Source organism: Erwinia amylovora (assembly GCF_017161565.1).
In the GTDB taxonomy this organism is placed as follows: domain Bacteria; phylum Pseudomonadota; class Gammaproteobacteria; order Enterobacterales; family Enterobacteriaceae; genus Erwinia; species Erwinia amylovora.
Genome location: NZ_CP066796.1, coordinates 948,884 through 969,722 on the forward strand (window position 1 = coordinate 948,884; position 20,839 = coordinate 969,722).

Here is a 20,839-nt window from a genome sequence, read left to right on the forward strand (position 1 = left end):
CGGAATGTTTCTATCCCGCAACGGGTGAATACTTTTCCCTGATGGGTTGGGTTAACGTTGGTGTATGGGTGGGTGCATCTGGCAATTGAATAACCGCATCTTTCACTGCGGGAATGTTCTTTATCACTTTATTGCTTTTTGCTATTGCATGGTTTATCTCATTACCTGTTTGGATCTCTTTTTTTAATGTATTGCTAATTTCTTCACTGGGTTCTTTATTCTTATTATGCTTTTCTTCCAGCAGTGTATTTGCATATTTTAAAACTTCATGTGCGGTCATTAACCTAATAAATTTCTTAAGCTCATCTTTTTGTGATGTAACTTCCTTTTGTTTTATTTTGAGTATTTTTATATTTTTTTCTATGCATGCCATTGTATTTGGTGCTGAATTATACTCGCTCACCAGGATTTTGTATTTCTGAATAAAGGGTTCCATGTATTCTGATAAGAGCTGCGGATTTTCTTCAGCTGCATCGATAATGGCTTTAGTTTGTATTTTTTTGGATTCTAAATATTCATTCCAGCATTTTTCCACTTCTGTTGTCTTATTTTCTATTGTGTTGAGAACTTTTTTTTCACTTTCTCCAAATCGCCTTGAAATGTTGGATGCGATATCCTGTTCTGAATATCTACCAGGTTTTCTGAGTTTTTCAATCTCTCTCTGAATTTTCGTGGTTAATTCGTGGTGGGATTCCTTTGCTGCATTTAAATCGTGCTCGGCGTTGTATAATTTCCCATATGCTTTGGAAATGCTTAAAAAGTCCATGCCTACATCTTGTAATGTGGAGCTGACTTTCAATCTGAACCAGGGATCGCTATTCTTGAGGATGTTTTTTGAAATTGCTCTCTCATTTTTTTCAAACTCATTGCAAACAGATTGTTGTGCTTCTAATATTTTTCCCTGACCTTCTATTCCGTCTCCGTATAATTTTACGGCTTTGCTGTAGTAGGCAACTGCGACCTTTGTTTTTAAAATAAGATGCTTTTCAGCTTTCTTATTCACGGCTCGTAGCATATTGGCTGATAAATTTTTTGCATCTGAAATTTTTCCAAGAAGTCCATCGAATTCTGCAGTTGAAATATTACCGCCCGTAAGTTTTCTGATTTGAGCCATAGCGAAGTTTTTAATACTGAGATTTATAGTCATCCTGATACCTCTGGTCAAAAACGCCTATTCTAGACTGGATATTTGGCTTTTTTTGTCAAAAAACGCCAAATAAAAGGTCGGGTTCAGCCGCTTTTCCAGCCATGCCGGCAAACGGTGGTAGCTACTGCTGTGTAATATTGCGCTTAAAGTCGTAGAGATCTCAGCGAATGCCGATGATATCTGGCAAAGTCACCGTTCGCCTGCATCCGCTTTGTTTAGCCCTGTGGCTTCGGCTAAAGCGGTAAAGCCCCAAAACAGGCTTAGCGGAACAAAATTCCGATTTCCACACCGCCCGCTACAGACAGGCACGTAACTTGTATATCATCCGCATGATGAACCAAACGTGACAGGACAACCTGATGAAGCTGCTTGATGAACGTCTGCGCGGCCATTACCCACTGCTTTCACCGCAGGAACAGCGCGTTGCCGATTTTGTCTTCGATCATTTTGATGATTTGATCGGCTATAACAGCGCCGAGCTGGCGCGCCTGAGCGGGGTTTCTAAAGCAACGGTCAGTCGCCTGTTCAAACGCTTAGGCTATGAAAAATATAGGGATATGCGCGACGAGCTACGCACTCTGCGCCAGAGCGGCATGCCACTCACCGACAACCGTGATGCGGTACAGGGCAATACCCTGCTGGCGCGTCACTACAAACAGGAGATGGCTAACCTGACGCAGTGGGTGAATGGCCTTGACAGCGGCCAGTTTGCACAAGTGGTACAGGCGCTGGCAGACAGCAAACGCCTGTTGATTATCGGTATGCGTAATGCCTATCCGCTGGCACTGCATCTGCGCCAGCAGCTGTTACAGGCGCGCCAGCAGGTGCAGGTGTTACCGCAGCCGGGGCAGACGCTGTCCGAAGAGCTGGTGGATTTGACGCCGCAAGATATGGTGATAGTGATGGCCTTCCGCCGCCGTCCGCGCATTATTCGCCCGCTGCTGCAACAGCTGCAGCAGCAGGGCATCCCCACGCTGGCGCTGTGTGAACCCCAGGCGCGATCGGTGATTGAGCTGGCGCGCTGGCAGCTGTGCGCGCCGCTTGACAGCGTATCCGCTTTTGACAGTTATGCCGCCGCCAACAGCCTGATCAATCTGCTTGCCAATGCCCTGTTGCATCATCTGTTGAGCGGCGGGCGTCAGCGCATTCATCGTATTGCCGATCTTTACAGTCAGCTTGGCGAACTGGAACAACGTTGATGGGGCGCCAGTCTGGTGCTTTGCCCTATTTCGGGGCATGACTTTGCCCCTGTTATTCCGCGTGTTCTGGTATGGTCGGAGCGCATGCCAGCGGTTTTACCTCACCATTTTATGAGTTAATCAGCCACTCTCTGCACAATTCCGCACCGGATGGTGAAAATGTCGGAGCGCCTATCGTTCTGGCACATTAGTTGCAAATTAATTCTTTTGGAATCTTTCGTTTCATGCTTTATCAACCGGGGAAGTGAAGATGAAAAAAGGCTTATCGACTTTACTGGCCGCTGCGCTGCTGTTTTCTCAGATAAGCGTGGTACAGGCTGACCAGCTACAGGACGTTGAAAAACGTGGCGTTCTGCGCGTTGCCGTGCCGCAGGACTTCCCGCCGTTTGGTTCTGTCGGCACCGATTTACAGCCGCAGGGTTATGACATTGATATGGCGACGTATCTGGCTAAGCAGATGAAACTTAAATTGCAGCTGGTGCCGGTGACCAGCGCTAACCGCGTGCCTTATCTGCAAACCGGTAAGGTCGATCTGGTGATTTCCAGCCTGGGCAAGAACCCGGAACGCGAGAAAGTGATTGATTTCAGCCGCGCCTACGCACCGTTCTTCCTCGGCGTCTTCGGCGCAAAGCCGGGGGCGCTGAAGGACGCCGCCGGACTGAGCGGTAAATCGGTCGGGGTAACGCGCGGCGCGGTGGAAGATATGGTGCTGACCAGCGTGGCGCCGAAAGATGCACAGGTAAAACGTTACGAAGATAACAACACCACGCTTTCCGCTTACCTTTCCGGTCAGGTGCAGTACGTAGCGACCGGCAACCTGGTGGTGGCAGCAATAGCGCGCCAGCAGGCCGATAAAGCGCCGGTGGCGCAATTTATGCTAAAAGACTCGCCGTGCTTTATCGGCATGAAGAAAGGCGAACCGGCGTTGAAAGCGAAAGTGGATGCGCTGATTGAACAGGCGCTGAAAGACAAAACCCTGAACCGCCTTGCCGAACGGTGGCTGAAAGCACCGCTGCCGGCCGATCTCGGCGCGTAAGGGCGAACGTAATGATCGGGCAACTGAATTTTCCGGCGCTGTGGCCCTTCTGGCCGCAACTGATTTCCGGCCTGTGGGCCACCATCCAGCTGACGGTAATGGCAACGGTGGGCGGCGTGGCGTTGGGGATGGTTGGCGCAGCGTTGCGCAGCGGCAAACCCACGTTGGCCAGCCGCCTTTGGGGCGTCTACGTCGAGCTGATCCGCAACACGCCATTTGTTGTGCAGCTGTTCTTTATTGTGTTCGGTTTGCCCAATCTGGGGCTGAAGCTAACGGCGGGGGAGGCGGCGCTGCTGGCGATGCTGATTAACCTTGGCGCTTACAGCACCGAAATTATCCGCGCCGGGATCCGGGTCACGCCGAAAGGCCAGTGGGAAGCGGCAAGGGTGCTCGGGCTGACGCGCCAACAAACCTTTATACGCGTGGTGCTGCCACCGGCGATGAAACGCATTTACCCGGCGCTGGTCAGTCAGTGCATTATCGTGATGTTGGGTTCGTCGGTGGTGTCTCAGGTATCCTTTGAAGAGTTGACCTTTGCCGCCAACCTGATCCAGTCACGCACCTTTTTGAGTTTCGAAGTTTATCTGGTGACCACGCTGCTGTATCTGGCGCTGTCGATTGCCATGCGCCAGCTGCTGCTGGCGGCAGGCCGTAAATGGTTTGGAGATCAGCCCTGATGAACACCTTCACCGACTGGGACATTCTGCGCAACCTGCTGCTGGCGGCGCGCTGGACGATGGCACTGTCCGTAACGGCATTTATTGGCGGCACGCTGGTGGCATTACCGCTGGTGAGACTGCGCCTGGCGGGCCATCGCTGGCCGAACCGTCTTATCCGCGCTTACGCCGAGCTGTTCCAGGGCACCCCGCTGCTGATGCAGCTGTTTCTTGCCTTTTTTGGCGTGGCGCTGTTTGGCCTTGACCTGTCGCCCTGGGCTGCCGCCGCGCTGGCGCTGACTTGCTACACCAGCGCTTTTCTGCTGGATATCTGGTACGGCAGCATCAAGGCGTTGCCGAAAGGGCAGTGGGAAGCCTGTCGCTGTCTGGGTCTTGGCATCGGTCAGACGCTGTTTCGCGTGGTGCTGCCACAGGCGCTGCGGATTGGCATTGCCCCGACCGTAGGCTTTGCCGTACAGGTGGTGAAGGGCACGGCGCTGGCTTCGATTATTGGCTTTATCGAGTTAACCAAAGCGGGCACCATCCTCAACAATGTGACTTATCAGCCGTTCAAAGTTTTCGGCTTGGTTGCCCTCGGCTACTTCCTGATGTGTTATCCGCTGTCGCGCTACAGCCAGTATCTGGAGAAGAAATTCAATGCCGCTCATCACCATTAATCAGCTACAGAAATACTATGGCGACAACCACGTACTGAAAGGCGTGGATCTTGATATCGACATGGGTGAAGTGATCTCCATTATCGGCCGCAGCGGTTCGGGCAAGAGCACGCTGCTGCGCTGCATCAACGGGCTGGAAAGCTACCAGGACGGCAGCATCAAGCTTGGCGGTATGACGATCACCGACCGTGACAGCCAGGCACGGGAAATCAGCCGCTCGGTAGGAATGGTGTTCCAGAACTTCAATCTGTTCCCGCACATGACCGCGCTGGAAAACGTGATGCTGGCACCGCGTCGGGTACTGAAAAAGCGCGAGGCCGAATGTCGCGAGCTGGCCACCGCCATGTTGGAAAAAGTCGGCCTCGGCGAGCGCATCGACTACTATCCGGCCAGCCTGTCGGGCGGTCAGCAGCAGCGCGTGGCGATTGCCCGTGCGCTGGCAATGTCGCCTAAGGTGCTGCTGTGTGATGAAATTACCTCAGCCCTTGACCCGGAGCTGGTTGGTGAGGTGCTGAAGGTGCTGGAACAGCTGGCGCAGGAAGGGATGACGCTGATCCTCGTGACCCACGAAATGAATTTCGCCCGCGAAGTCGGCGACCGCGTGGTATTTATGCACCAGGGGCGGGTATGGGAGCAGGGCGACAGCCAGACGCTGTTTGCTGCGCCACAAACCACAGAACTGAAACAATTTATCTCCTCAGTGCGCGGTCTCAACTAAGCGCGCCGTGACTGACAAGAAGGACTGAACGCATGGACTTAACGAAATATTCGCCAATCAATCCGCCGCAGCGCCTGCTGATGGGGCCGGGGCCGATCAATGCCGATCCGCGTATGCTGCGTGCCATGTCGAGCCAGCTGCTAGGCCAGTACGATCCGGCGATGACGCAGTATATGAATGAGGTGATGGCGCTGTATCGCGCCATATTCCGTACGGAAAACCGCTGGACGCTGCTGGTTGACGGCACCTCACGCGCCGGGATTGAATCTATCCTGGTGTCTGCCATCCGACCTGGCGATAAGGTGCTGGTACCGGTGTTTGGCCGTTTTGGCCACCTGCTGTGCGAGATCGCCCGCCGCTGTCGCGCCGAGGTGCACACCATTGAAGTGCCGTGGGGCGAGGTGTTCACCCCGGATCGTATCGAAGACGCCATCAAACGGGTGAAGCCGCGCCTGCTGTTGACGGTGCAGGGCGACACGTCAACCACCATGCTGCAACCGCTGGAAGAGCTGGGCGCTGTCTGCCGCCGATACGGCGTGCTGTTCTATACCGATGCTACCGCCTCGCTGGCCGGTAACGTGCTGGAGACCGATGCCTGGGGGCTGGATGCGGTTTCGGTCGGGATGCAGAAATGCCTCGGCGGCCCGTCCGGCACCTCTCCCATTACGCTCAGTCCGGCAATGGAAGCCGTCATCCGCCAGCGCAAATGCGTCGAGGCCGGGATCCGCACTGCGGCTCACCAGGACGGTGAGGATGAGATGATCTACTCCAACTATTTCGATCTCGGCATGATCATGGATTACTGGGGCCCGGAGCGTCTTAACCACCACACTGAAGCCACCAGCGCGCTGTTTGGCGCGCGCGAATGCGCCCGAATTATTCTCGAAGAGGGGCTGGATAACGGCATTGCCCGCCATAAGCTGCACGGCGACGCGCTGCTTAAAGGCATCCAGGGCATGGGGCTGGAAACCTTCGGCGATCTGAAGCACAAAATGAATAACGTGCTTGGCGTGATGATCCCGGCCGGCATTGATGGCGAGCAGGTGCGTAAGCTGATGCTGGAGGATTTCGCCATTGAGATCGGCACCTCGTTCGGTCCGCTGATCGGCAAGGTCTGGCGCATTGGCACCATGGGCTACAACGCGCGTAAGGACTGCGTGATGCTGACGCTCAGCGCGCTGGAATCGGTACTTACCCATCTTGGGTTCCGTACCACTCAGGGAGCTGCGCTTCAGGCGGCCTGGGACCATTACCGCGGGAGCTGTTGATGAGCGACCGTCTGATGAATGCCACGCTGGCCGCCGCCGCCGCCGGGCGCGTAATGGCCCGCTGTGATGCGCTGGCAGAAATCAGTGAATCCCCGCACGACCTGACCCGCGTTTATCTGTCGCCGGAGCATCTGCGCGCCAATGCGCTGGTCGCTAAGTGGATGCAGGCGGCAGGCATGCAGGTGTGGCAGGACGGTGTCGGCAATATTTGTGGCCGTTATGAAGGGCAGCGGCCGGAAGCGAAGGCGCTGCTGCTTGGCTCCCACCTTGATACCGTGCGCAACGCCGGGCGCTACGATGGCATGCTCGGGGTTCTGGCGGCGATTGAAGCCGTGCAGTTTCTGCACGATCGCGGTGAACGGCTGCCGCTGGCCATTGAGGTTATCGGCTTTGCCGACGAAGAGGGCACGCGCTTTGGCATCACCCTGCTTGGCAGCCGTGGTCTGACCGGCACCTGGCCGGAGAGCTGGGTCACGCACCCCGACGGCAACAGCATTACCGTGGCGCAGGCGATGAAGAATTGCGGGTTGAATGCCGGGCGCATCTGGCAGGCGGCGCGTGACGTGGAAGATTTTGTTGCCTACCTCGAACTGCATATCGAGCAGGGGCCGGTGCTGGAGCAGGAGCAGCTGGCGCTGGGCGTGGTGACGGCGATTAACGGCGCCCGGCGTCTCAGCTGCCGCTTTGTCGGGGAAGCAGGCCACGCCGGTACGGTGCCGATGAGCCATCGTAAGGATGCACTGGCCGCCGCCGCCGAATGGATGGTATTTATCGAACAGCGCACCGCGCAGCATGGCCCGCAGCTGGTGGCGACCGTCGGCACTCTGCAATGCCAGCCCGGCGCGGTCAACGTCATCCCCGCAGAGGTTGCCCTGACTCTTGATGTGCGCGGCCCACAGGATCGGGCGCTGGCTGAACTGCTCTCCGATCTGTTGCGCCAGGGAGAGGCGATTGCCCGGCGGCGCGGTCTCAGTTTCAGCGCGCAAGAGTACTACCAGATCGCGGCCACGCGCTGTGACGAGGCGCTGCAAAATGCCCTGACGCGTGCGGTAACCACGGTGCAGGGGCGCAGCCTGTCGCTGCCGAGCGGCGCAGGCCACGATGCGATTGCCATTGCCGAGCGCTGGCCGGTTGGCATGCTGTTTGTGCGCTGCGATCGCGGAATCAGCCATCATCCGGCAGAGTCGGTGGCGGTGGCCGATGTGGCAAAGGCGTTACAGGCCTGGGTGCAGGTGGTGAGCGAGGTAGCGGGAAAATGAATCTGAGCGGATTTAATCAGGCCAGCGCCGCCGATGCGCAGCGGGCTGTTGCTCACTGCGTGGCTTTGCCGGGCTGGGCCGCCTCGCTGGTGGCCGCCCGTCCTTATCCCTCGCTGGATGCGCTACTTAATGTCGCTGCCGGACTGACCAACGGATGGGACGGTGTTGCCCTTGCCCGGGCGCTGTCTGCGCATCCGCGCATTGGTGAAAGTGCGGCGGGAGCAGGCAAAGAGGCGCGGCTGTCACGCCAGGAACAGGCAGCGGTAAATGTGGCGGACATGGAACTGTCACAGGCGCTGGCGGCGGGCAATGCCGCCTACGAACAGCGATTTGGCCGGGTGTTTTTGATCCGTGCTAAAGGGCGCAGCGGCGCACAGATAATGGCTGAACTGCAACGCCGCCTGCAAAACGATGAGCAGCAGGAGCAGCGGGAAGCCATCGACCAGCTGCGCGAAATTACCTTACTACGGCTAAAGGAGAGTTTCTGGTGAGCACCATCAGTACGCATATTCTTGATACCGCGCTGGGAAAACCGGCCGCCGGGGTGGTCATTGTGCTGGAGCAGCAAAGCGCTGACGGCTGGCGGCCGCTGGCGCAAGGCGTGACCAACGCCGACGGTCGTTTCGGCGATCTGACGCCGCAACCGCTGGCGGCCGGAAGCTACCGTCTGACGGCAGCTATCGGCGATTACTTTGCCGCCGCCGGGCGCGAGGCGCTGTATATCAGCGCGCAGATTGATTTCGCTATCGCGGCACCCGGTAGCCACTACCACTTACCTTTCTTGATCTCTCCCTGGTCCTGGTCAACCTACCGCGGCAGCTGATCGGGCGATAAACCAACAGAAGGCAGCAAACGATGAGCGTCAGGCCAGAAGATACGCGTTATCCGGCAGGCAGAGCTTTTGCCTGGGGTTTGCAACATGTACTGACGATGTATGGCGGCATTATTGCCCCGCCGTTGATTATTGGTGCCGCCGCCGGGTTGGATGCCAGTCAGCTGGGGGTGCTGGTGACCGCCGCGCTGTTTGTCAGCGGCGGCGCCACGCTGCTACAGGCGCTGGGGTTGCCAGGATTGGGTGCGCGCCTGCCGCTGGTGCAGGGGGTCTCATTTGCCGGTGTGGCAACGATGGTGACGCTGGTCAACGGCGGCGGCGGACTGCCAGTAGTGTTCGGCGCGGTGATCGCCTCGTCGCTGATCGGTCTGCTGATCGCGCCGCTGTTTGCCCATATTATCCGCTTCTTCCCGCCGCTGGTGACCGGCACGGTGATCGCGGTGATCGGTCTGTCGCTGATGCCGGTGGCGGCGCGCTGGGCGATGGGGGGCACCCCGCAGATGCCCGGCTGGGGATCGCCCCACCATATCGGCCTGGCGGCGGCCACGCTGATGCTGGTGCTGTTGTTGAACCGGGTGGGCAACGCGGCGATTAAACGGCTGGCGGTGCTGCTGGCAATCGTGGCAGGGACGGTGATTGCGCTGCTCACCGGCCAGGCTGACTTTAGCGCGGTGGTTCAGGGACAATGGCTGGCGCTGCCGGGCATGTTCAATTTTGGTAGGCCGGTGTTTGACGTGGCGGCGATTGTGTCGATGACGTTGATCGTGCTGGTGCTGCTGGCGGAAACTACCGCTGGCCTGCTCGCCATCGGCGATATTATCGGCAGTGAGGTTGACGGCAAGCGCATCAGTCGGGGGCTACGCGCCGATATGCTGACCAGCGCGATGGCGCCGCTGTTTAACTCCTTCCCGCAAAGTGCCTTCGCGCAGAATATCGGGCTGGTGGCGATGACCGGGGTGAAAAGCCGTTTTGTCGTCGCGGCCGGGGGCGTGATCCTGCTGCTGCTCGGCTTTTTACCGCTCCTCGGGCGCGTGGTGGCCTCAATTCCGATGCCGGTGCTCGGCGGGGCTGGCGTGGTGCTGTTTGGCACCGTGGCGGCCAGCGGCATCCGCATCCTGGCGAAGGTTGATTACCAGGACAATATGAACCTGGTGATTGTCGCCACCTCGATTGCTTTCGGCATGTTCCCGATTGTGATGCCATCATTCTACGATCAGTTCCCCGGCTGGGTTCGCACCATCTTCCACTCCGGCATCAGCGCGGCCTGTCTGGTTTCGGTCACGCTGAATTTGATATTTAACCGGGTACAGGATGCGCGCTCAGAAAAAGCGATGGATCCTAAAGGCTGAAGCGGTCGGCATCGCGCCATGCCGGAAACTGCGTGCGGTAGTCACGTAACGCGTCCAGCGACAGGTCGGCGTCAAGACGCGCCGGCTGGTGGGCTTCTGCGGCCGCCAGTATCTCGCCTTGCGGGCTGATGATGCGGCTGTCGCCGCTGTACAGATGCCCGCTGCCGTCACTACCAACGCGGTTGCACCCGGCAATATACGCCTGGTTTTCAATCGCCCGCGCCTGGAGCAGTACCTGCCAGTGCAGCGCACGCGCTGCCGGCCAGTTGGCAACATAAAGTGCCAAATCGTAATCATCCTGGTTACGTGAAAACACCGGGAAGCGCAGGTCGTAACACACCTGCGGCAAAATGCGCCAGCCGCGCCATATGACGATTTCACGGCGGCTGCCCGCCAGATAGTGCTGATGTTCGTCTGCCATACGGAACAGGTGGCGCTTATCGTAGTGATGTACCGCGCCAGTCGGCTCCACCAGAAAGAACCGGTTAACCGCGCCTTTTTCCGTGCGAATCGCCGCGCTGCCCGCCACCATTGCATCAGCGACATGCGCCTTTTCCCGCAGCCAGGCAATCACGTCGGCCTGTGGCAACGAACGTTCTGCGGCTTCCATCGCGAATCCGCTGGTAAACATCTCCGGCAGCACGATCAGATCGCGCCGGGGGATATTCGCCAGCAGCTGGTCGAAGAAACGCAGATTCGCCGCGCCGTCCATCCATACCAGCGGCTGCTGTAATACGCTAAGTTTTAAAGTTGACACAGGCGCTCCGCGGCAGCATCCAGCGTGGCTTCCTGTTTGGCGAAGCACAGGCGGATCAGTTTATGCGGGAAGGCGTCGGCGCAGAATACCGACAGCGGAATGGCCGCCACGCCAACTTCCTTCGTCAGCCACTGGCAGAACGCCACATCGTCCAGATCGGAGATGGCGCTGTAGTCTGCCAGCAGGAAATAGGTGCCTTCACAGGGCAGCAGTTTAAAACGACTGTGCGCCAGCGCCTGCACAAAGCGGTCACGGCGCGCGCGATAAAAGTCCGGCAGCTCGCGGTAGTGCGCCGGCTGCTGTACCAGCATATCGGCAATCGCCAGCTGTGCCGGCGTATTCACCGAAAAGGTCAGGTACTGGTGCACCTTACGCACTTCACTGCTTAAGGCGGCAGACGCCACGCAGTAACCCACTTTCCAGCCGGTCATATGAAAGGTTTTGCCAAAAGAGGAGACGGCAATCGCACGTTGACGCAGCTTTTCATGCGCCAGCACGCTGGCATGGCCGTTGGCGTCAAAGCAGATATGTTCATACACTTCGTCGCTAAGCACGTAGATCTGCCGGTCGGCAATCATCTGCCATAACGCGTTGAAATCACTCTGCTGCCAGACGGTGGCGGAAGGGTTGTGCGGCGTGTTGAGGATAACCAGCCGGGTGCGCGGTGACAGCAGCGCCTTAAACGCCGACCAGTCAACGCGGAACGCCGGTGGCTGTAACGCGATGCGTTTTAATATGCCGCCTGCCAGCGCCACGGCTGGCGCGTAGCTGTCGTAGCTCGGGTCAAAGCAGATCACCTCGTCGCCTGCACGCACCAGCGCAGTGATCGCCGCGTACAGGGCTTCCGTCGCCCCCGCGGTGACGGTGATCTCGCTGTCGGCATCGGGCGCGTAGCCATACAGTTCGGCGGTTTTTTTTGCTATCGCCTCACGCAGAGTTTGCACGCCGATCATCGGTGCGTACTGATTAGCCCCCCGGCTGACATGATGCGCCAGGCGCTGCTGCAAATAGTGCGGGCCGTCAAAGTCCGGAAAGCCTTGCGACAGGTTAATGGCGTTGTGCTGCTGTGCGAGCGCGCTCATCTGAGTGAAAATGGTGGTTCCCAGCGCGGGCAGTTTGCTCTCTGAGGTGAACGACGTCTGGCTCATCTGTAATAACCCTTTTGCAACGCAGTAAAATGAGGGGGATTCGGTGTTGATGCCAATATAACATGGTGATGGTGAACTGACTTAAACAAATGAAGTATAAGGATATTACTGAATTTAACCTTGTCGGGTATGACTAACACAGTACGTTAGGATTTTGTATGAGTCTTCCGGCGTGGCTGATGATTTTTTTGCTAAGCAGGCGCGGAGTACGGTCAAGAGGGCAGGATGATATCAACATGATGTTGAACGGATATCACTGTGGTTATATACTGACCAAATGAACCACGATGTGTGATAAGGGAGCAACGTATGACACAGAAGCATGAAGCTGGAACAGGTGAAAAGCCTCGCCAGACAGTGCGCCGCACTGCTGACCACAAAGCACAACTAAGCACAGCTTCAGCCATCCTTGCAGCCAAAATGGAAGAGAAGCGGCAACTATGGGATTCAAAATAAGCAGATCGCAAGCGCTGGCAGAAGTTATCAGTCAGTTCCCTGTTACAGCACTCCCAATTGAAGAATTTGAGCAGTACAAACGGGAATGCATTGATTATCATGACATTCCCGCCCCTCCTATCCATATCCAGTTGCAGCACCCTGCTCACATTGACACCATAGGTCGCGACAAGCTTATGGAGCGCCCCTCGACTGCCAGAGTGGAGGATTTGCACCATGTACATATCTGGCAGGAAGGTTGTTGCTGGCAAGATGGACATGGACTCAAGGTTCAATGGGCTTCAACCAGCGACAGCTACGTGGTTTATTCCTACTTTATTGACCGCGACAAGGATCATCACTTCTATATCATTGACTACTGTCGAGATGCAGCTCACGCGCTGATTGAAGATAAAGGTCAAGTTTCAGACTGGGCAGAGCAGGCAAAAAAATTCAGGTTACAAAACGTCTGACCCGTCACCCGGTGATCTTTTGCTTTCTGAGCCAGGTTATCACCCGGGACAAAGCATTCATTCGCGCCAGCTTTTTTTCTCCTGTTATCTCTCACTATAGCTCAATAAATCCCCCTTCATTTCACGACAACAGAATGATAGGATTTGGCAATCAAGACGCTTAGACGTCTAAATTCGCCGGGTTTCGCGCTGCCGGCGTGAACTCTTCAGCCTGATTTAAGGGAATGGGATGACGCAAAGCTCACAGTTAGATCAATTGGTTGCCGCCTGTCACTGGATTGGCGCGCGCGGCTGGTCTCCGGCGACCGGCGGCAATATGTCGCTGCGCCAGGATGAGCAAACTTGCCTGCTGAGCGCCTCCGGCAAAGATAAAGGCAGCCTGACGCCCGCTGACTTTATTCAGGTGGAGATTGCCACTAACCGCGTGCCGTCCGGTCGTAAACCCTCGGCGGAAACCGCCCTGCATACCCTGATTTACCGTCTGTTTCCTGACGCCGGGGCGGTGCTGCATACGCACACGGTGAACTCGACCGTGCTGTCACGGGTGGAGCAGGGGGCGGCGCTGGCGTTGCAGGGTTATGAAATGCAGAAGACGCTCGCCGGGCAGCATTCGCATCTTGACTGCGTGGCGATAGCCCTGTTCGATAACGATCAGGATATCGACGCGCTGGCACAGCGTATTGAACGGTTTGCCGCCGTGCAGCCGCTGCGCTACGGTTTTCTGCTGCGCGGCCACGGGCTGACCTGCTGGGGCAAAGACGTGAATGAAGCGCGTCGCCATCTGGAAGGGCTGGAGTTTCTGTTCCAGTGTGAATTACAACGCCGCTTACTGGAGAGACCATGATCCGCGCTATCGTCACCGACATTGAAGGCACCACCAGCGATATTCGCTTTGTGCATAACGTCCTGTTCCCTTACGCCCGCCAAAACCTGCCGTCCTTTATCACCGGTAACCCGCAGCAGCCGGCGGTGGCGCTGGTGCTAGACCAGCTGCGTGCGGAAATCGACCGCCCTCAGGCCACGGTGCAGGAGCTTATCGGGGTGCTGTTTGGTTTTATGGATGAGGATCGTAAATCCACCGCGCTGAAAGCGTTACAGGGCATGGTCTGGCGTGACGGTTATCTCAACGGCTGCTTTACCGGCCATCTCTATCCTGATGTGTTACCCGCCTTACAGCGCTGGCAGCAGCAGGGGCTGGGGCTGTATGTCTATTCGTCCGGTTCGGTAGCGGCGCAGAAATTGCTGTTTGGCTACAGCGATGCCGGTGATATTACCGGGCTGTTTAGCGGTTACTTTGATACCCATGTGGGGGCCAAACGTGAAGTTGGCGCTTATCAAAACATCGCCAGCCAGATTGGCCTGCCCGCCCGGCAGCTGATGTTTTTATCCGATATCCATCAGGAGCTGGACGCCGCACGGGATGCGGGCTGGCATACCGTACAGTTAATACGCGGCGATGCGGATAATGAAAGCCGCCATCGTCAGGTCACTGATTTTGATCAGATTAACCAGGAGCTGCTGAACCCATGAGTGCACTGACTATTTTTACCGAAAGCGAAGCAACCACCCCGGTGTGGTACAGCATCGATGCGGCTGAGATCGCTGATAAGCTGCGCAGTAAAGGCGTGCGCTTTGAACGCTGGCATGCCGACCGTGACCTCGGAGATAATCCCGATCCCGAAACGGTGATCGGCGCTTATCAGCATGCCATCGACCGGCTGGTGGCGGAGAAAGGCTATCAAAGCTGGGACGTGATCAGCATGCGTGCCGATAACCCGCAAAAGGAGGCGCTGCGCAGCAAGTTTCTCTCTGAACATACCCACGGTGAAGATGAAGTACGCTTCTTTGTCGAAGGGGCGGGGCTGTTCTGCCTGCATCTTGACGGGCATATTTTTCAGATCCTGTGCGAAAAAAACGATCTGATCTCGGTTCCGGCCGGGACGCCGCACTGGTTTGATATGGGATCGTCACCGCATTTCACCGCCATCCGCATCTTCGACAATCAGGAAGGCTGGATCGCCAAATTTACCGGCGATCCGATTGCGGACGGCTACCCGCGCCTGCCTTAACGGAAAAAAGGCGGAGCAACCGTGACGCATGCACGGTTGCTGCTGTTCGTTACCCCTGGTGATGCGGAGAAAATTCACCGGCTTTGACCTGCTCAGGCGTCACCACGCCGCTGTCCAGCACCCAGCCGCTAATCAGCGAGGCGGGAGTGACGTCAAACGCCGGGTTATACACCGCCGTGTCTTCCGGCGCCCACTGCACGTTGCCAAAACTGCCGCTGACTCCGGTCACTTCGCTGGCTGCCCGCTGCTCAATGGGGATCGCGCCACCGTTCGGGCAGGCGCGATCCAGCGTGGTATGCGGCGCGGCAACATAGAATGGTATGTTGTGGTAGTTAGCCAGCACCGCCAGGCTGTAGGTGCCGATTTTATTCGCCACGTCGCCGTTCGCCGCGATACGGTCCGCGCCGACCCATACCGCGTCGACCTCTCCGCGCGCCATCAGGCTGGCGGCCATCGAGTCGCAGATCAGGCGGTAGGGGATCCCCAGTTCACCCAGCTCCCAGGCCGTCAGGCGTCCGCCCTGCAACAGCGGCCGGGTTTCATCCACCCATACGCTGTCGACCTTGCCTTGCTGCCAGCCGCGGGCGATCACGCCTGAGGCCGTGCCCACGCCCGCAGTGGCCAGCCCTCCGGTATTGCAGTGGGTCAGCAGGCGGCTGCCGGGGACGATCAGCGCGCTGCCGGCGCTGGCGATGCGCTCGCACTGCGCTTTGTCTTCGTCGATCAGGCGCAGCGCCTCTGCGCCCATCGCGCTGACAAAGTCGTTCCGCGCCAGCGCCTGCTTCATGCGGTCAAGGTTGTTCATCAGGTTAACCGCCGTTGGGCGCGCGGCGCGCAGCACGTCCAGCGCTTCGGCCAGCGCGGCTTGTGCCATGCCGTTTTCCGCCAGCAGCGCCAGCAGCAGGCTGGCGGACAGGCCGATCAATGGCGCACCGCGCACGCGCAGCGCCTTGATATGGCCGACCAGCGCATTGACATCGGCCGTCGGGCACCAGATTTTCTGCTGGGGCAGCGCCTGCTGATCGAGGATCCAGAGCTGATTATCACGTATCTGTAAGCTGGTGGTGCTGAGTGTTTGCATTGATCAAATCCCGGTTGATTTACTGCGGGTTATTGTGCCAACATGGCCAACGGATGTATAGACGTCTGAACGGCTTATTATAACGAAACTATCGCTTATTTTTGAGGGACAGGTTATGTCGCAATACCGTACGTTTACCGCAGCAGATGCCGTGGAGTATGCTCGCCAGTTTGGCGGCGTGGATAATCCCAACAGTCTGGTCGACGCGCTGGAAGTGGGCGATGGTAACCTGAATCTGGTATTCAGAATTTTCGATACCACGGGCGTTAGTCGGGTGGTGGTCAAGCAGGCGCTGCCCTGGGTACGCTGCGTGGGGGAATCCTGGCCACTGACCCTCGATCGCGCCCGGCTGGAAGCCGAAGTGCTGATTGAGCATGGCAAGTTTTGCCCGCAGCACACGGTAAAAATCCTGCATTATGACCCGCTGCTGGCGGTGACGGTGATGGAGGATCTCTCCGATCATGCCATCTGGCGCACCGAGCTGGTCAAAGGCGTCGACTGGCCACAGGCGGCACGGCAGCTGGGGGACTATCTGGCGCAGACGCTGTTCCATACCTCCGATTTCTTCCAGCACCCTCATCAGAAAAAAGCAGACGTTATTCGCTTCACCAACCCGGAACTGTGCGACATTACCGAAGAGCTGTTCTTTAATGAACCTTATGAAGTCCATGCGCGTAATGCCTACCCGCGTGCGCTGGAGCCGCTGGCGGAAGCGCTGCGTGAAGACGGCGAGCTGCGCGTGGCCGTGGCCGGCTTAAAACACCGTTTTTACAGCCATGCTGAAGCGCTGCTGCACGGCGATGTGCACAGCGGATCGATCTTTGTTGCAGAGGGCAGGCTGAAGGTGATCGATGCCGAGTTTGGCTTTTACGGCCCGATGGGTTTTGATATTGGCAGCGCGCTGGGCAATTTGCTGATTAGCTACTGTGCCGCGCCGGGGCTGCTGCCCCCGCGTGAGGCGGCCGACGCGCGTGAAACGCGCCTGAATGATGTACGCCAGCTGTGGCAAAGTTTTGCAGCAGGTTTTCTCGCGCTGGCGGCAGAGAAGAGCCGCGACCGTGCGCTGGCCGTAGCAGGCTATGCCAGCACCTTCCTGGCTAAGATATGGCGCGATACCATCGGCTACTGTGGTACCGAGCTGATCCGTCGTACCGTGGGCATGTCGCAGGTGGCGGATATCAACAGCATCAAAGATGAAGCGATGCGCGTTGAGTGCGTACGCCAGGCGATGACGCTGGGCCGCAGCCTGATCCTGCTGGCTGACCACGTTGCCGATGTCGAAGCGCTGATTGCGCGTATTCGCCAGAACGGCTAAACCAGTCGGGGAGCCATTTGGCCCCCCGACTGGTTTTTATGCTGCGGCAATTTTCGCCGCTGCCGGGGGGGCTTTTTGCGGCCGGGCGGCCAGCGCATCCGGCTCAAATTCATCCACGTTGATGGAACGCAGACGGCTGGACTCTGCCTGAATCAATATGTCGGCCTCTTGCCGGGTTATCCACTGCGCCTGCAACCCTTCTGCGGCTAACTCATCAAGACGGGTAAACGGCAGAGTTTTTTTCCGCTGTTGACACAGGCGGTCGTGGATTGCTTCCGCCGCGATGACATCCTTTAACGCCGCTTCCAGCAGCCCTGCCGGATTATGTTCGTCCGGCGTCAGATACTGGCCGCGCCCCAGACGGGTGCGGGTCGCCGAGGGAACTTGCAGGATCTGCGCCAGCTGGTGATCGAGGCGGTCGGACGGTGCAGGGCAGTGCAGCCCGGTGGGGAAAATCAGCACGCGCATCAACCCTGCCAGCAGGCGGTAGGGAAAGTTGCGCAGCAGATCAACCATAGCCGTTTCTGCCTTGTGCATGGCGTCCTGCACGCCCCAGTGCAGCAGCGGCAGATCCGCTTCGTTGCGCCCCTCATCCTCATAGCGTTTCAGCGTTGCCGATGCCAGATACAGCTGGCTCAGTACATCCCCCAGCCGTGCTGATATGCGCTCACGCCGCTTCAGGCTGCCGCCTAAAATCGTCATCGACAGATCCGAGAGCAGCGCAAGGTTGGCGCTGATGCGGTTCAGATGCTGATAATAGCGGCGGGTGGCATCGCGGGTTGGTGCGGCGCTGGTGCGCCCGCCGGTCAGTCCCAGCCACAGGCTGCGCACCTTATTGCAGCCGATATGGCCGATATGGCTGAACAGCGCGTTATCGAACGCTGCCACGTCGTTATTCTGCGCGGCCGCCATCTCCTCCAGCACGTAGGGATGGCAGCGGATCGCCCCCTGACCGAAAATAATCATACTACGGGTGAGAATATTGGCTCCCTCCACGGTAATGGCAATCGGCGCGCCCTGATAGGCGCGGGCGAGGAAATTGCTGTTACCCAGCATAATGCCTTTCCCTCCGGCGATATCCATCGCATCAATAATTGCCCGCTGGCCGCGATGGGTGCAATGGTATTTCACGATGGCCGACAGCACGGCGGGTTTCTCACCCAGCATAATGCCGCTGGTGATCAGCGAAGCCGCAGCATCCATGACGTAGGCGTTGCCGGCAATGCGTGCCAGCGGTTCCTCAATGCCCTCCATTTTGCCAATTGATACGCGGAACTGGCGGCGAATATGGGCATAGGCTCCGGTTGCCAGCGCAATACTTTTCACACTGCCGGTGGAGTTAGACGGCAGCGTGATGCCACGCCCGACGGACAGGCATTCGACCAGCATGCGCCAGCCCTGGCCGGCCATCGCCGGGCCACCGATAATAAAGTCGATCGGCACAAATATATCCTTGCCGCGCGTCGGACCGTTCTGGAACGGTACGTTGAGCGGGAAGTGGCGTTTGCCAATCTCCACGCCGGGGGTTTGCGTGGGGATCAGCGCACAGGTAATCCCCAGATCTTCCGTTTCCCCTAACAAATGTTGCGGATCGGACAGTTTAAATGCCAGGCCGAGCACCGTGGCAATCGGCGCCAGCGTGATATAGCGCTTGTTCCAGGTCAGGCGCATGCCCAGTACCTGCTGGCCCTGCCATTCGCCCATGCATACCACGCCGCTATCCGGGATGGCACCGGCATCAGAACCGGCTTCCGGGCTGGTTAATGCAAAGCAGGGGATCTCTTCACCGCGCGCCAGGCGTGGCAGATAGCGATCCTTCTGTTCCTCAGTGCCATAGTGCTGTAACAGTTCCCCCGGGCCTAAGGAGTTAGGTACGCCGACGGTGATCGCCAGAATGCCGGAAACGCCCGCCAGTTTTTGCAGCACCCGCGCCTGGGCACAGGCGGAGAAATCCAGCCCGCCATACTGTTTCTTGATAATCATCGCGAAAAAGCGCTGCTGTTTCAGATACGCCCACAGTTCTGGCGGCAGATCCGCCATTTCATGGCTTATCTGGAAATCATTCGCCATGCGGCAGGCTTCTTCCACCGGGCCGTCGATAAATGCCTGTTCTTCAGCGGTCAGACGCGGCTGGGGATAGTTATGCAGCTTTTCCCAGTCCGGCTTACCGCGAAACAGATCGCCTTCCCACCAGGTGGTTCCGGCATCGATGGCTTCTTTTTCGGTGCGTGACATCGGCGGCATCACTTTGCGGAAGGCCGCCAGCGCTGGTTTTGCCAGCAGAGGGCGGCGTATCGACGGCAGATTCAGCGCCAGCAGAACGGCAGCCAGCGGCAGCAGCAGCCATAATGTCCACAGCCCGGCGAAGCCGAGAGCAGCGCTCCAGACCAGCAGGATTGCGCTGGCAGCCTGAAGGTTTACGCGGTGATAAAACAGGACGCCGAGCGCGATAATCGTCGCCATAATGCTGATAACCATCATAACCAGTGCTCCGTAAGTAGTAAGTGGTCGGACCTGTTAGCTACAGGTTTAGATGACCATCTTGCTGGCTGCAATCTGTTTACCTGATAATTACAACCTGGCTCACAAAGCGATGAGATCCCCGCGTCCGTCAGGCTTATCGCTTCCCGCTTCTGCGGCAACTTGATAAACTCTGGCGAGAATTTTTCCTAAGAGGACATCCCCCTATGTATCAGGACATTATCCGTAGCGAACTGAATGAAGCGGCAGATACGCTGAATAAATTTCTCAGTGATGAGGCAAATATCGCGGCAATTCAGCGCGCGGCGGTGTTGCTGGCTGATTCATTCAAAGCGGGTGGCAAAGTCCTCTCCTGTGGCAATGGTGGTTCTCACTGTGACGCCATGCACTTCGCAGAAGAATTGACCGGACGTTACCGTGAAAACCGTCCCGGCTACCCGGCGATTGCTATCTCTGACGTCAGTCATCTCTCTTGCGTCAGTAATGACTTTGGCTATGAATACGTTTTCTCACGCTATATCGAAGCCGTGGGCAAAGCCGGAGATGTTCTGCTGGGGCTGTCAACGTCCGGTAATTCAGCGAACATCATCAAGGCGGTTGAAGCGGCGCGCGCTCAGGGCATGAAGGTCATTACTCTTACCGGTAAAGACGGCGGTAAAATGGAGGGGATGGCGGACGTGGAAATTCGCGTGCCACACTTCGGCTATGCCGACCGTATTCAGGAAATCCACATTAAAGTGATTCATATCCTGATGCTGCTGATAGAAAAAGAGATGGTAAAATAATCCTCACCATCGCTGATGGTTACCGACGGATGGGCGTCCTGATACCACTCATCCGTGGGCTGAACGGCTGCTGCTAACAGCGTTAAAATTTGCTCCGCAAATTTATTGTTAACCGTTACGCTGATTAAGGTAAGCTGGTGGATACGATCGGCAG

At 57.4% G+C, this 20,839-nt stretch carries 22 protein-coding genes; 17 read left to right on the forward strand and 5 right to left on the reverse strand.

Features of this window, described 5'->3' with window-relative positions:
• Positions 1-10: 10 nt before the first annotated feature.
• The gene (locus JGC47_RS04320) at positions 11-1,147 is read right to left on the reverse strand and encodes a hypothetical protein (protein ID WP_004156066.1); all 1,137 of its coding nucleotides are present in this window, start codon (positions 1,145-1,147) and stop codon (positions 11-13) included.
• A gap of 359 nt (positions 1,148-1,506) precedes the next feature.
• On the opposite strand from JGC47_RS04320, the gene hpxU reads away from it, so the two are divergent.
• The 10 genes from hpxU to JGC47_RS04370 all read left to right on the forward strand — a co-directional run bounded on the left by hpxU (position 1,507) and on the right by JGC47_RS04370 (position 10,141).
• Positions 1,507-2,346 (forward strand): MurR/RpiR family transcriptional regulator HpxU, encoded by an 840-nt coding sequence (gene hpxU, locus JGC47_RS04325; protein ID WP_004156067.1) that lies wholly within the window; start codon positions 1,507-1,509, stop codon positions 2,344-2,346.
• A 250-nt stretch (positions 2,347-2,596) separates the two neighbouring features.
• A complete protein-coding gene (locus tag JGC47_RS04330) occupies positions 2,597-3,382 on the forward strand; it encodes a transporter substrate-binding domain-containing protein (protein ID WP_004156069.1) in 786 nt (261 codons plus the stop codon).
• A gap of 11 nt (positions 3,383-3,393) precedes the next feature.
• Complete coding sequence (locus JGC47_RS04335) at positions 3,394-4,059, forward strand: amino acid ABC transporter permease (RefSeq protein WP_004156070.1); 666 nt, start codon at positions 3,394-3,396, stop codon at positions 4,057-4,059.
• Positions 4,059-4,715, forward strand: a complete 657-nt coding sequence (locus JGC47_RS04340; RefSeq protein WP_004156071.1) for an amino acid ABC transporter permease — start codon at positions 4,059-4,061, stop codon at positions 4,713-4,715. Before JGC47_RS04335 ends, JGC47_RS04340 begins: the two co-directional genes overlap by 1 nt.
• Positions 4,696-5,433, forward strand: coding sequence for an amino acid ABC transporter ATP-binding protein (locus JGC47_RS04345; RefSeq protein ID WP_004156075.1), 738 nt, complete (start codon positions 4,696-4,698; stop codon positions 5,431-5,433). Before JGC47_RS04340 ends, JGC47_RS04345 begins: the two co-directional genes overlap by 20 nt.
• 32 nt (positions 5,434-5,465) lie before the next feature.
• The gene (locus tag JGC47_RS04350; protein WP_004156076.1) at positions 5,466-6,701 is read left to right on the forward strand and encodes a pyridoxal-phosphate-dependent aminotransferase family protein; all 1,236 of its coding nucleotides are present in this window, start codon (positions 5,466-5,468) and stop codon (positions 6,699-6,701) included.
• Positions 6,701-7,960, forward strand: coding sequence for an allantoate amidohydrolase (gene hpxK, locus JGC47_RS04355; RefSeq protein WP_004156077.1), 1,260 nt, complete (start codon positions 6,701-6,703; stop codon positions 7,958-7,960). Before JGC47_RS04350 ends, hpxK begins: the two co-directional genes overlap by 1 nt.
• Entirely contained in the window at positions 7,957-8,451 is a 495-nt protein-coding gene (gene uraD, locus JGC47_RS04360; RefSeq protein ID WP_004156078.1) for a 2-oxo-4-hydroxy-4-carboxy-5-ureidoimidazoline decarboxylase, read from the forward strand. The genes hpxK and uraD overlap by 4 nt, the downstream gene beginning before the upstream one ends.
• Complete coding sequence (uraH, locus tag JGC47_RS04365) at positions 8,448-8,783, forward strand: hydroxyisourate hydrolase (protein ID WP_004156079.1); 336 nt, start codon at positions 8,448-8,450, stop codon at positions 8,781-8,783. The genes uraD and uraH overlap by 4 nt, the downstream gene beginning before the upstream one ends.
• Before the next feature lie 32 nt (positions 8,784-8,815).
• Positions 8,816-10,141, forward strand: a complete 1,326-nt coding sequence (locus JGC47_RS04370; protein ID WP_004156086.1) for a nucleobase:cation symporter-2 family protein — start codon at positions 8,816-8,818, stop codon at positions 10,139-10,141.
• Here the strand turns inward: JGC47_RS04370 and JGC47_RS04375 are convergent.
• On the reverse strand, positions 10,131-10,898 hold the full coding sequence (locus tag JGC47_RS04375) for an amidohydrolase (RefSeq protein ID WP_004156088.1): 768 nt from the start codon (positions 10,896-10,898) through the stop codon (positions 10,131-10,133). The genes JGC47_RS04370 and JGC47_RS04375 overlap by 11 nt on opposite strands.
• A complete protein-coding gene (locus tag JGC47_RS04380) occupies positions 10,886-12,046 on the reverse strand; it encodes a pyridoxal phosphate-dependent aminotransferase (protein ID WP_004156090.1) in 1,161 nt (386 codons plus the stop codon). The genes JGC47_RS04375 and JGC47_RS04380 overlap by 13 nt, the downstream gene beginning before the upstream one ends.
• A 309-nt stretch (positions 12,047-12,355) precedes the next feature.
• On the opposite strand from JGC47_RS04380, the gene JGC47_RS04385 reads away from it, so the two are divergent.
• The 5 genes from JGC47_RS04385 to JGC47_RS04405 all read left to right on the forward strand — a co-directional run bounded on the left by JGC47_RS04385 (position 12,356) and on the right by JGC47_RS04405 (position 15,023).
• Positions 12,356-12,502: a hypothetical protein gene (locus tag JGC47_RS04385; RefSeq protein ID WP_164877357.1), complete on the forward strand. Its 147-nt coding sequence runs from the start codon at positions 12,356-12,358 to the stop codon at positions 12,500-12,502.
• Positions 12,487-12,954, forward strand: coding sequence for a type II toxin-antitoxin system YafO family toxin (locus JGC47_RS04390; RefSeq protein ID WP_004156091.1), 468 nt, complete (start codon positions 12,487-12,489; stop codon positions 12,952-12,954). Before JGC47_RS04385 ends, JGC47_RS04390 begins: the two co-directional genes overlap by 16 nt.
• Before the next feature lie 229 nt (positions 12,955-13,183).
• Positions 13,184-13,798, forward strand: a complete 615-nt coding sequence (locus tag JGC47_RS04395; RefSeq protein ID WP_004156092.1) for a methylthioribulose 1-phosphate dehydratase — start codon at positions 13,184-13,186, stop codon at positions 13,796-13,798.
• Complete coding sequence (gene mtnC / locus JGC47_RS04400; RefSeq protein ID WP_004156093.1) at positions 13,795-14,484, forward strand: acireductone synthase; 690 nt, start codon at positions 13,795-13,797, stop codon at positions 14,482-14,484. Before JGC47_RS04395 ends, mtnC begins: the two co-directional genes overlap by 4 nt.
• Positions 14,481-15,023, forward strand: coding sequence for a 1,2-dihydroxy-3-keto-5-methylthiopentene dioxygenase (locus tag JGC47_RS04405; protein WP_004156095.1), 543 nt, complete (start codon positions 14,481-14,483; stop codon positions 15,021-15,023). The genes mtnC and JGC47_RS04405 overlap by 4 nt, the downstream gene beginning before the upstream one ends.
• Before the next feature lie 49 nt (positions 15,024-15,072).
• Here JGC47_RS04405 and mtnA read toward each other — a convergent pair whose 3' ends face one another.
• Positions 15,073-16,104, reverse strand: coding sequence for an S-methyl-5-thioribose-1-phosphate isomerase (gene mtnA, locus JGC47_RS04410; RefSeq protein ID WP_004156096.1), 1,032 nt, complete (start codon positions 16,102-16,104; stop codon positions 15,073-15,075).
• A gap of 115 nt (positions 16,105-16,219) precedes the next feature.
• Here mtnA and mtnK point away from each other — a divergent pair, with 115 nt between their 5' ends.
• Entirely contained in the window at positions 16,220-17,419 is a 1,200-nt protein-coding gene (mtnK, locus tag JGC47_RS04415) for an S-methyl-5-thioribose kinase (RefSeq protein ID WP_004156097.1), read from the forward strand.
• Positions 17,420-17,455: 36 nt separating this feature from the next.
• On the opposite strand, the gene fadE is transcribed toward mtnK, so the two are convergent.
• Entirely contained in the window at positions 17,456-19,900 is a 2,445-nt protein-coding gene (gene fadE / locus JGC47_RS04420) for an acyl-CoA dehydrogenase FadE (protein ID WP_004156098.1), read from the reverse strand.
• A gap of 206 nt (positions 19,901-20,106) precedes the next feature.
• Between fadE and lpcA the strand changes: the two genes are divergently transcribed.
• A complete protein-coding gene (lpcA, locus tag JGC47_RS04425; RefSeq protein WP_004156099.1) occupies positions 20,107-20,685 on the forward strand; it encodes a D-sedoheptulose 7-phosphate isomerase in 579 nt (192 codons plus the stop codon).
• Positions 20,686-20,839 lie beyond the last annotated feature (154 nt).

Coding starts and splice junctions, on each gene's coding strand:
- JGC47_RS04405 (WP_004156095.1), top strand. CDS start 14,481: ATGAGTGCACTGACTATTTTTACCGAAAGCGAAGCAACCACCCCGGTG.
- JGC47_RS04320 (WP_004156066.1), bottom strand. CDS start 1,147: ATGACTATAAATCTCAGTATTAAAAACTTCGCTATGGCTCAAATCAGA.
- mtnC (WP_004156093.1), top strand. CDS start 13,795: ATGATCCGCGCTATCGTCACCGACATTGAAGGCACCACCAGCGATATT.
- JGC47_RS04395 (WP_004156092.1), top strand. CDS start 13,184: ATGACGCAAAGCTCACAGTTAGATCAATTGGTTGCCGCCTGTCACTGG.
- lpcA (WP_004156099.1), top strand. CDS start 20,107: ATGTATCAGGACATTATCCGTAGCGAACTGAATGAAGCGGCAGATACG.
- mtnA (WP_004156096.1), bottom strand. CDS start 16,104: ATGCAAACACTCAGCACCACCAGCTTACAGATACGTGATAATCAGCTC.
- JGC47_RS04380 (WP_004156090.1), bottom strand. CDS start 12,046: ATGAGCCAGACGTCGTTCACCTCAGAGAGCAAACTGCCCGCGCTGGGA.
- hpxU (WP_004156067.1), top strand. CDS start 1,507: ATGAAGCTGCTTGATGAACGTCTGCGCGGCCATTACCCACTGCTTTCA.
- JGC47_RS04385 (WP_164877357.1), top strand. CDS start 12,356: ATGACACAGAAGCATGAAGCTGGAACAGGTGAAAAGCCTCGCCAGACA.
- fadE (WP_004156098.1), bottom strand. CDS start 19,900: ATGATGGTTATCAGCATTATGGCGACGATTATCGCGCTCGGCGTCCTG.
- JGC47_RS04340 (WP_004156071.1), top strand. CDS start 4,059: ATGAACACCTTCACCGACTGGGACATTCTGCGCAACCTGCTGCTGGCG.
- JGC47_RS04390 (WP_004156091.1), top strand. CDS start 12,487: ATGGGATTCAAAATAAGCAGATCGCAAGCGCTGGCAGAAGTTATCAGT.
- JGC47_RS04335 (WP_004156070.1), top strand. CDS start 3,394: ATGATCGGGCAACTGAATTTTCCGGCGCTGTGGCCCTTCTGGCCGCAA.
- uraD (WP_004156078.1), top strand. CDS start 7,957: ATGAATCTGAGCGGATTTAATCAGGCCAGCGCCGCCGATGCGCAGCGG.
- JGC47_RS04330 (WP_004156069.1), top strand. CDS start 2,597: ATGAAAAAAGGCTTATCGACTTTACTGGCCGCTGCGCTGCTGTTTTCT.
- JGC47_RS04350 (WP_004156076.1), top strand. CDS start 5,466: ATGGACTTAACGAAATATTCGCCAATCAATCCGCCGCAGCGCCTGCTG.
- JGC47_RS04345 (WP_004156075.1), top strand. CDS start 4,696: ATGCCGCTCATCACCATTAATCAGCTACAGAAATACTATGGCGACAAC.
- hpxK (WP_004156077.1), top strand. CDS start 6,701: ATGAGCGACCGTCTGATGAATGCCACGCTGGCCGCCGCCGCCGCCGGG.
- mtnK (WP_004156097.1), top strand. CDS start 16,220: ATGTCGCAATACCGTACGTTTACCGCAGCAGATGCCGTGGAGTATGCT.
- JGC47_RS04370 (WP_004156086.1), top strand. CDS start 8,816: ATGAGCGTCAGGCCAGAAGATACGCGTTATCCGGCAGGCAGAGCTTTT.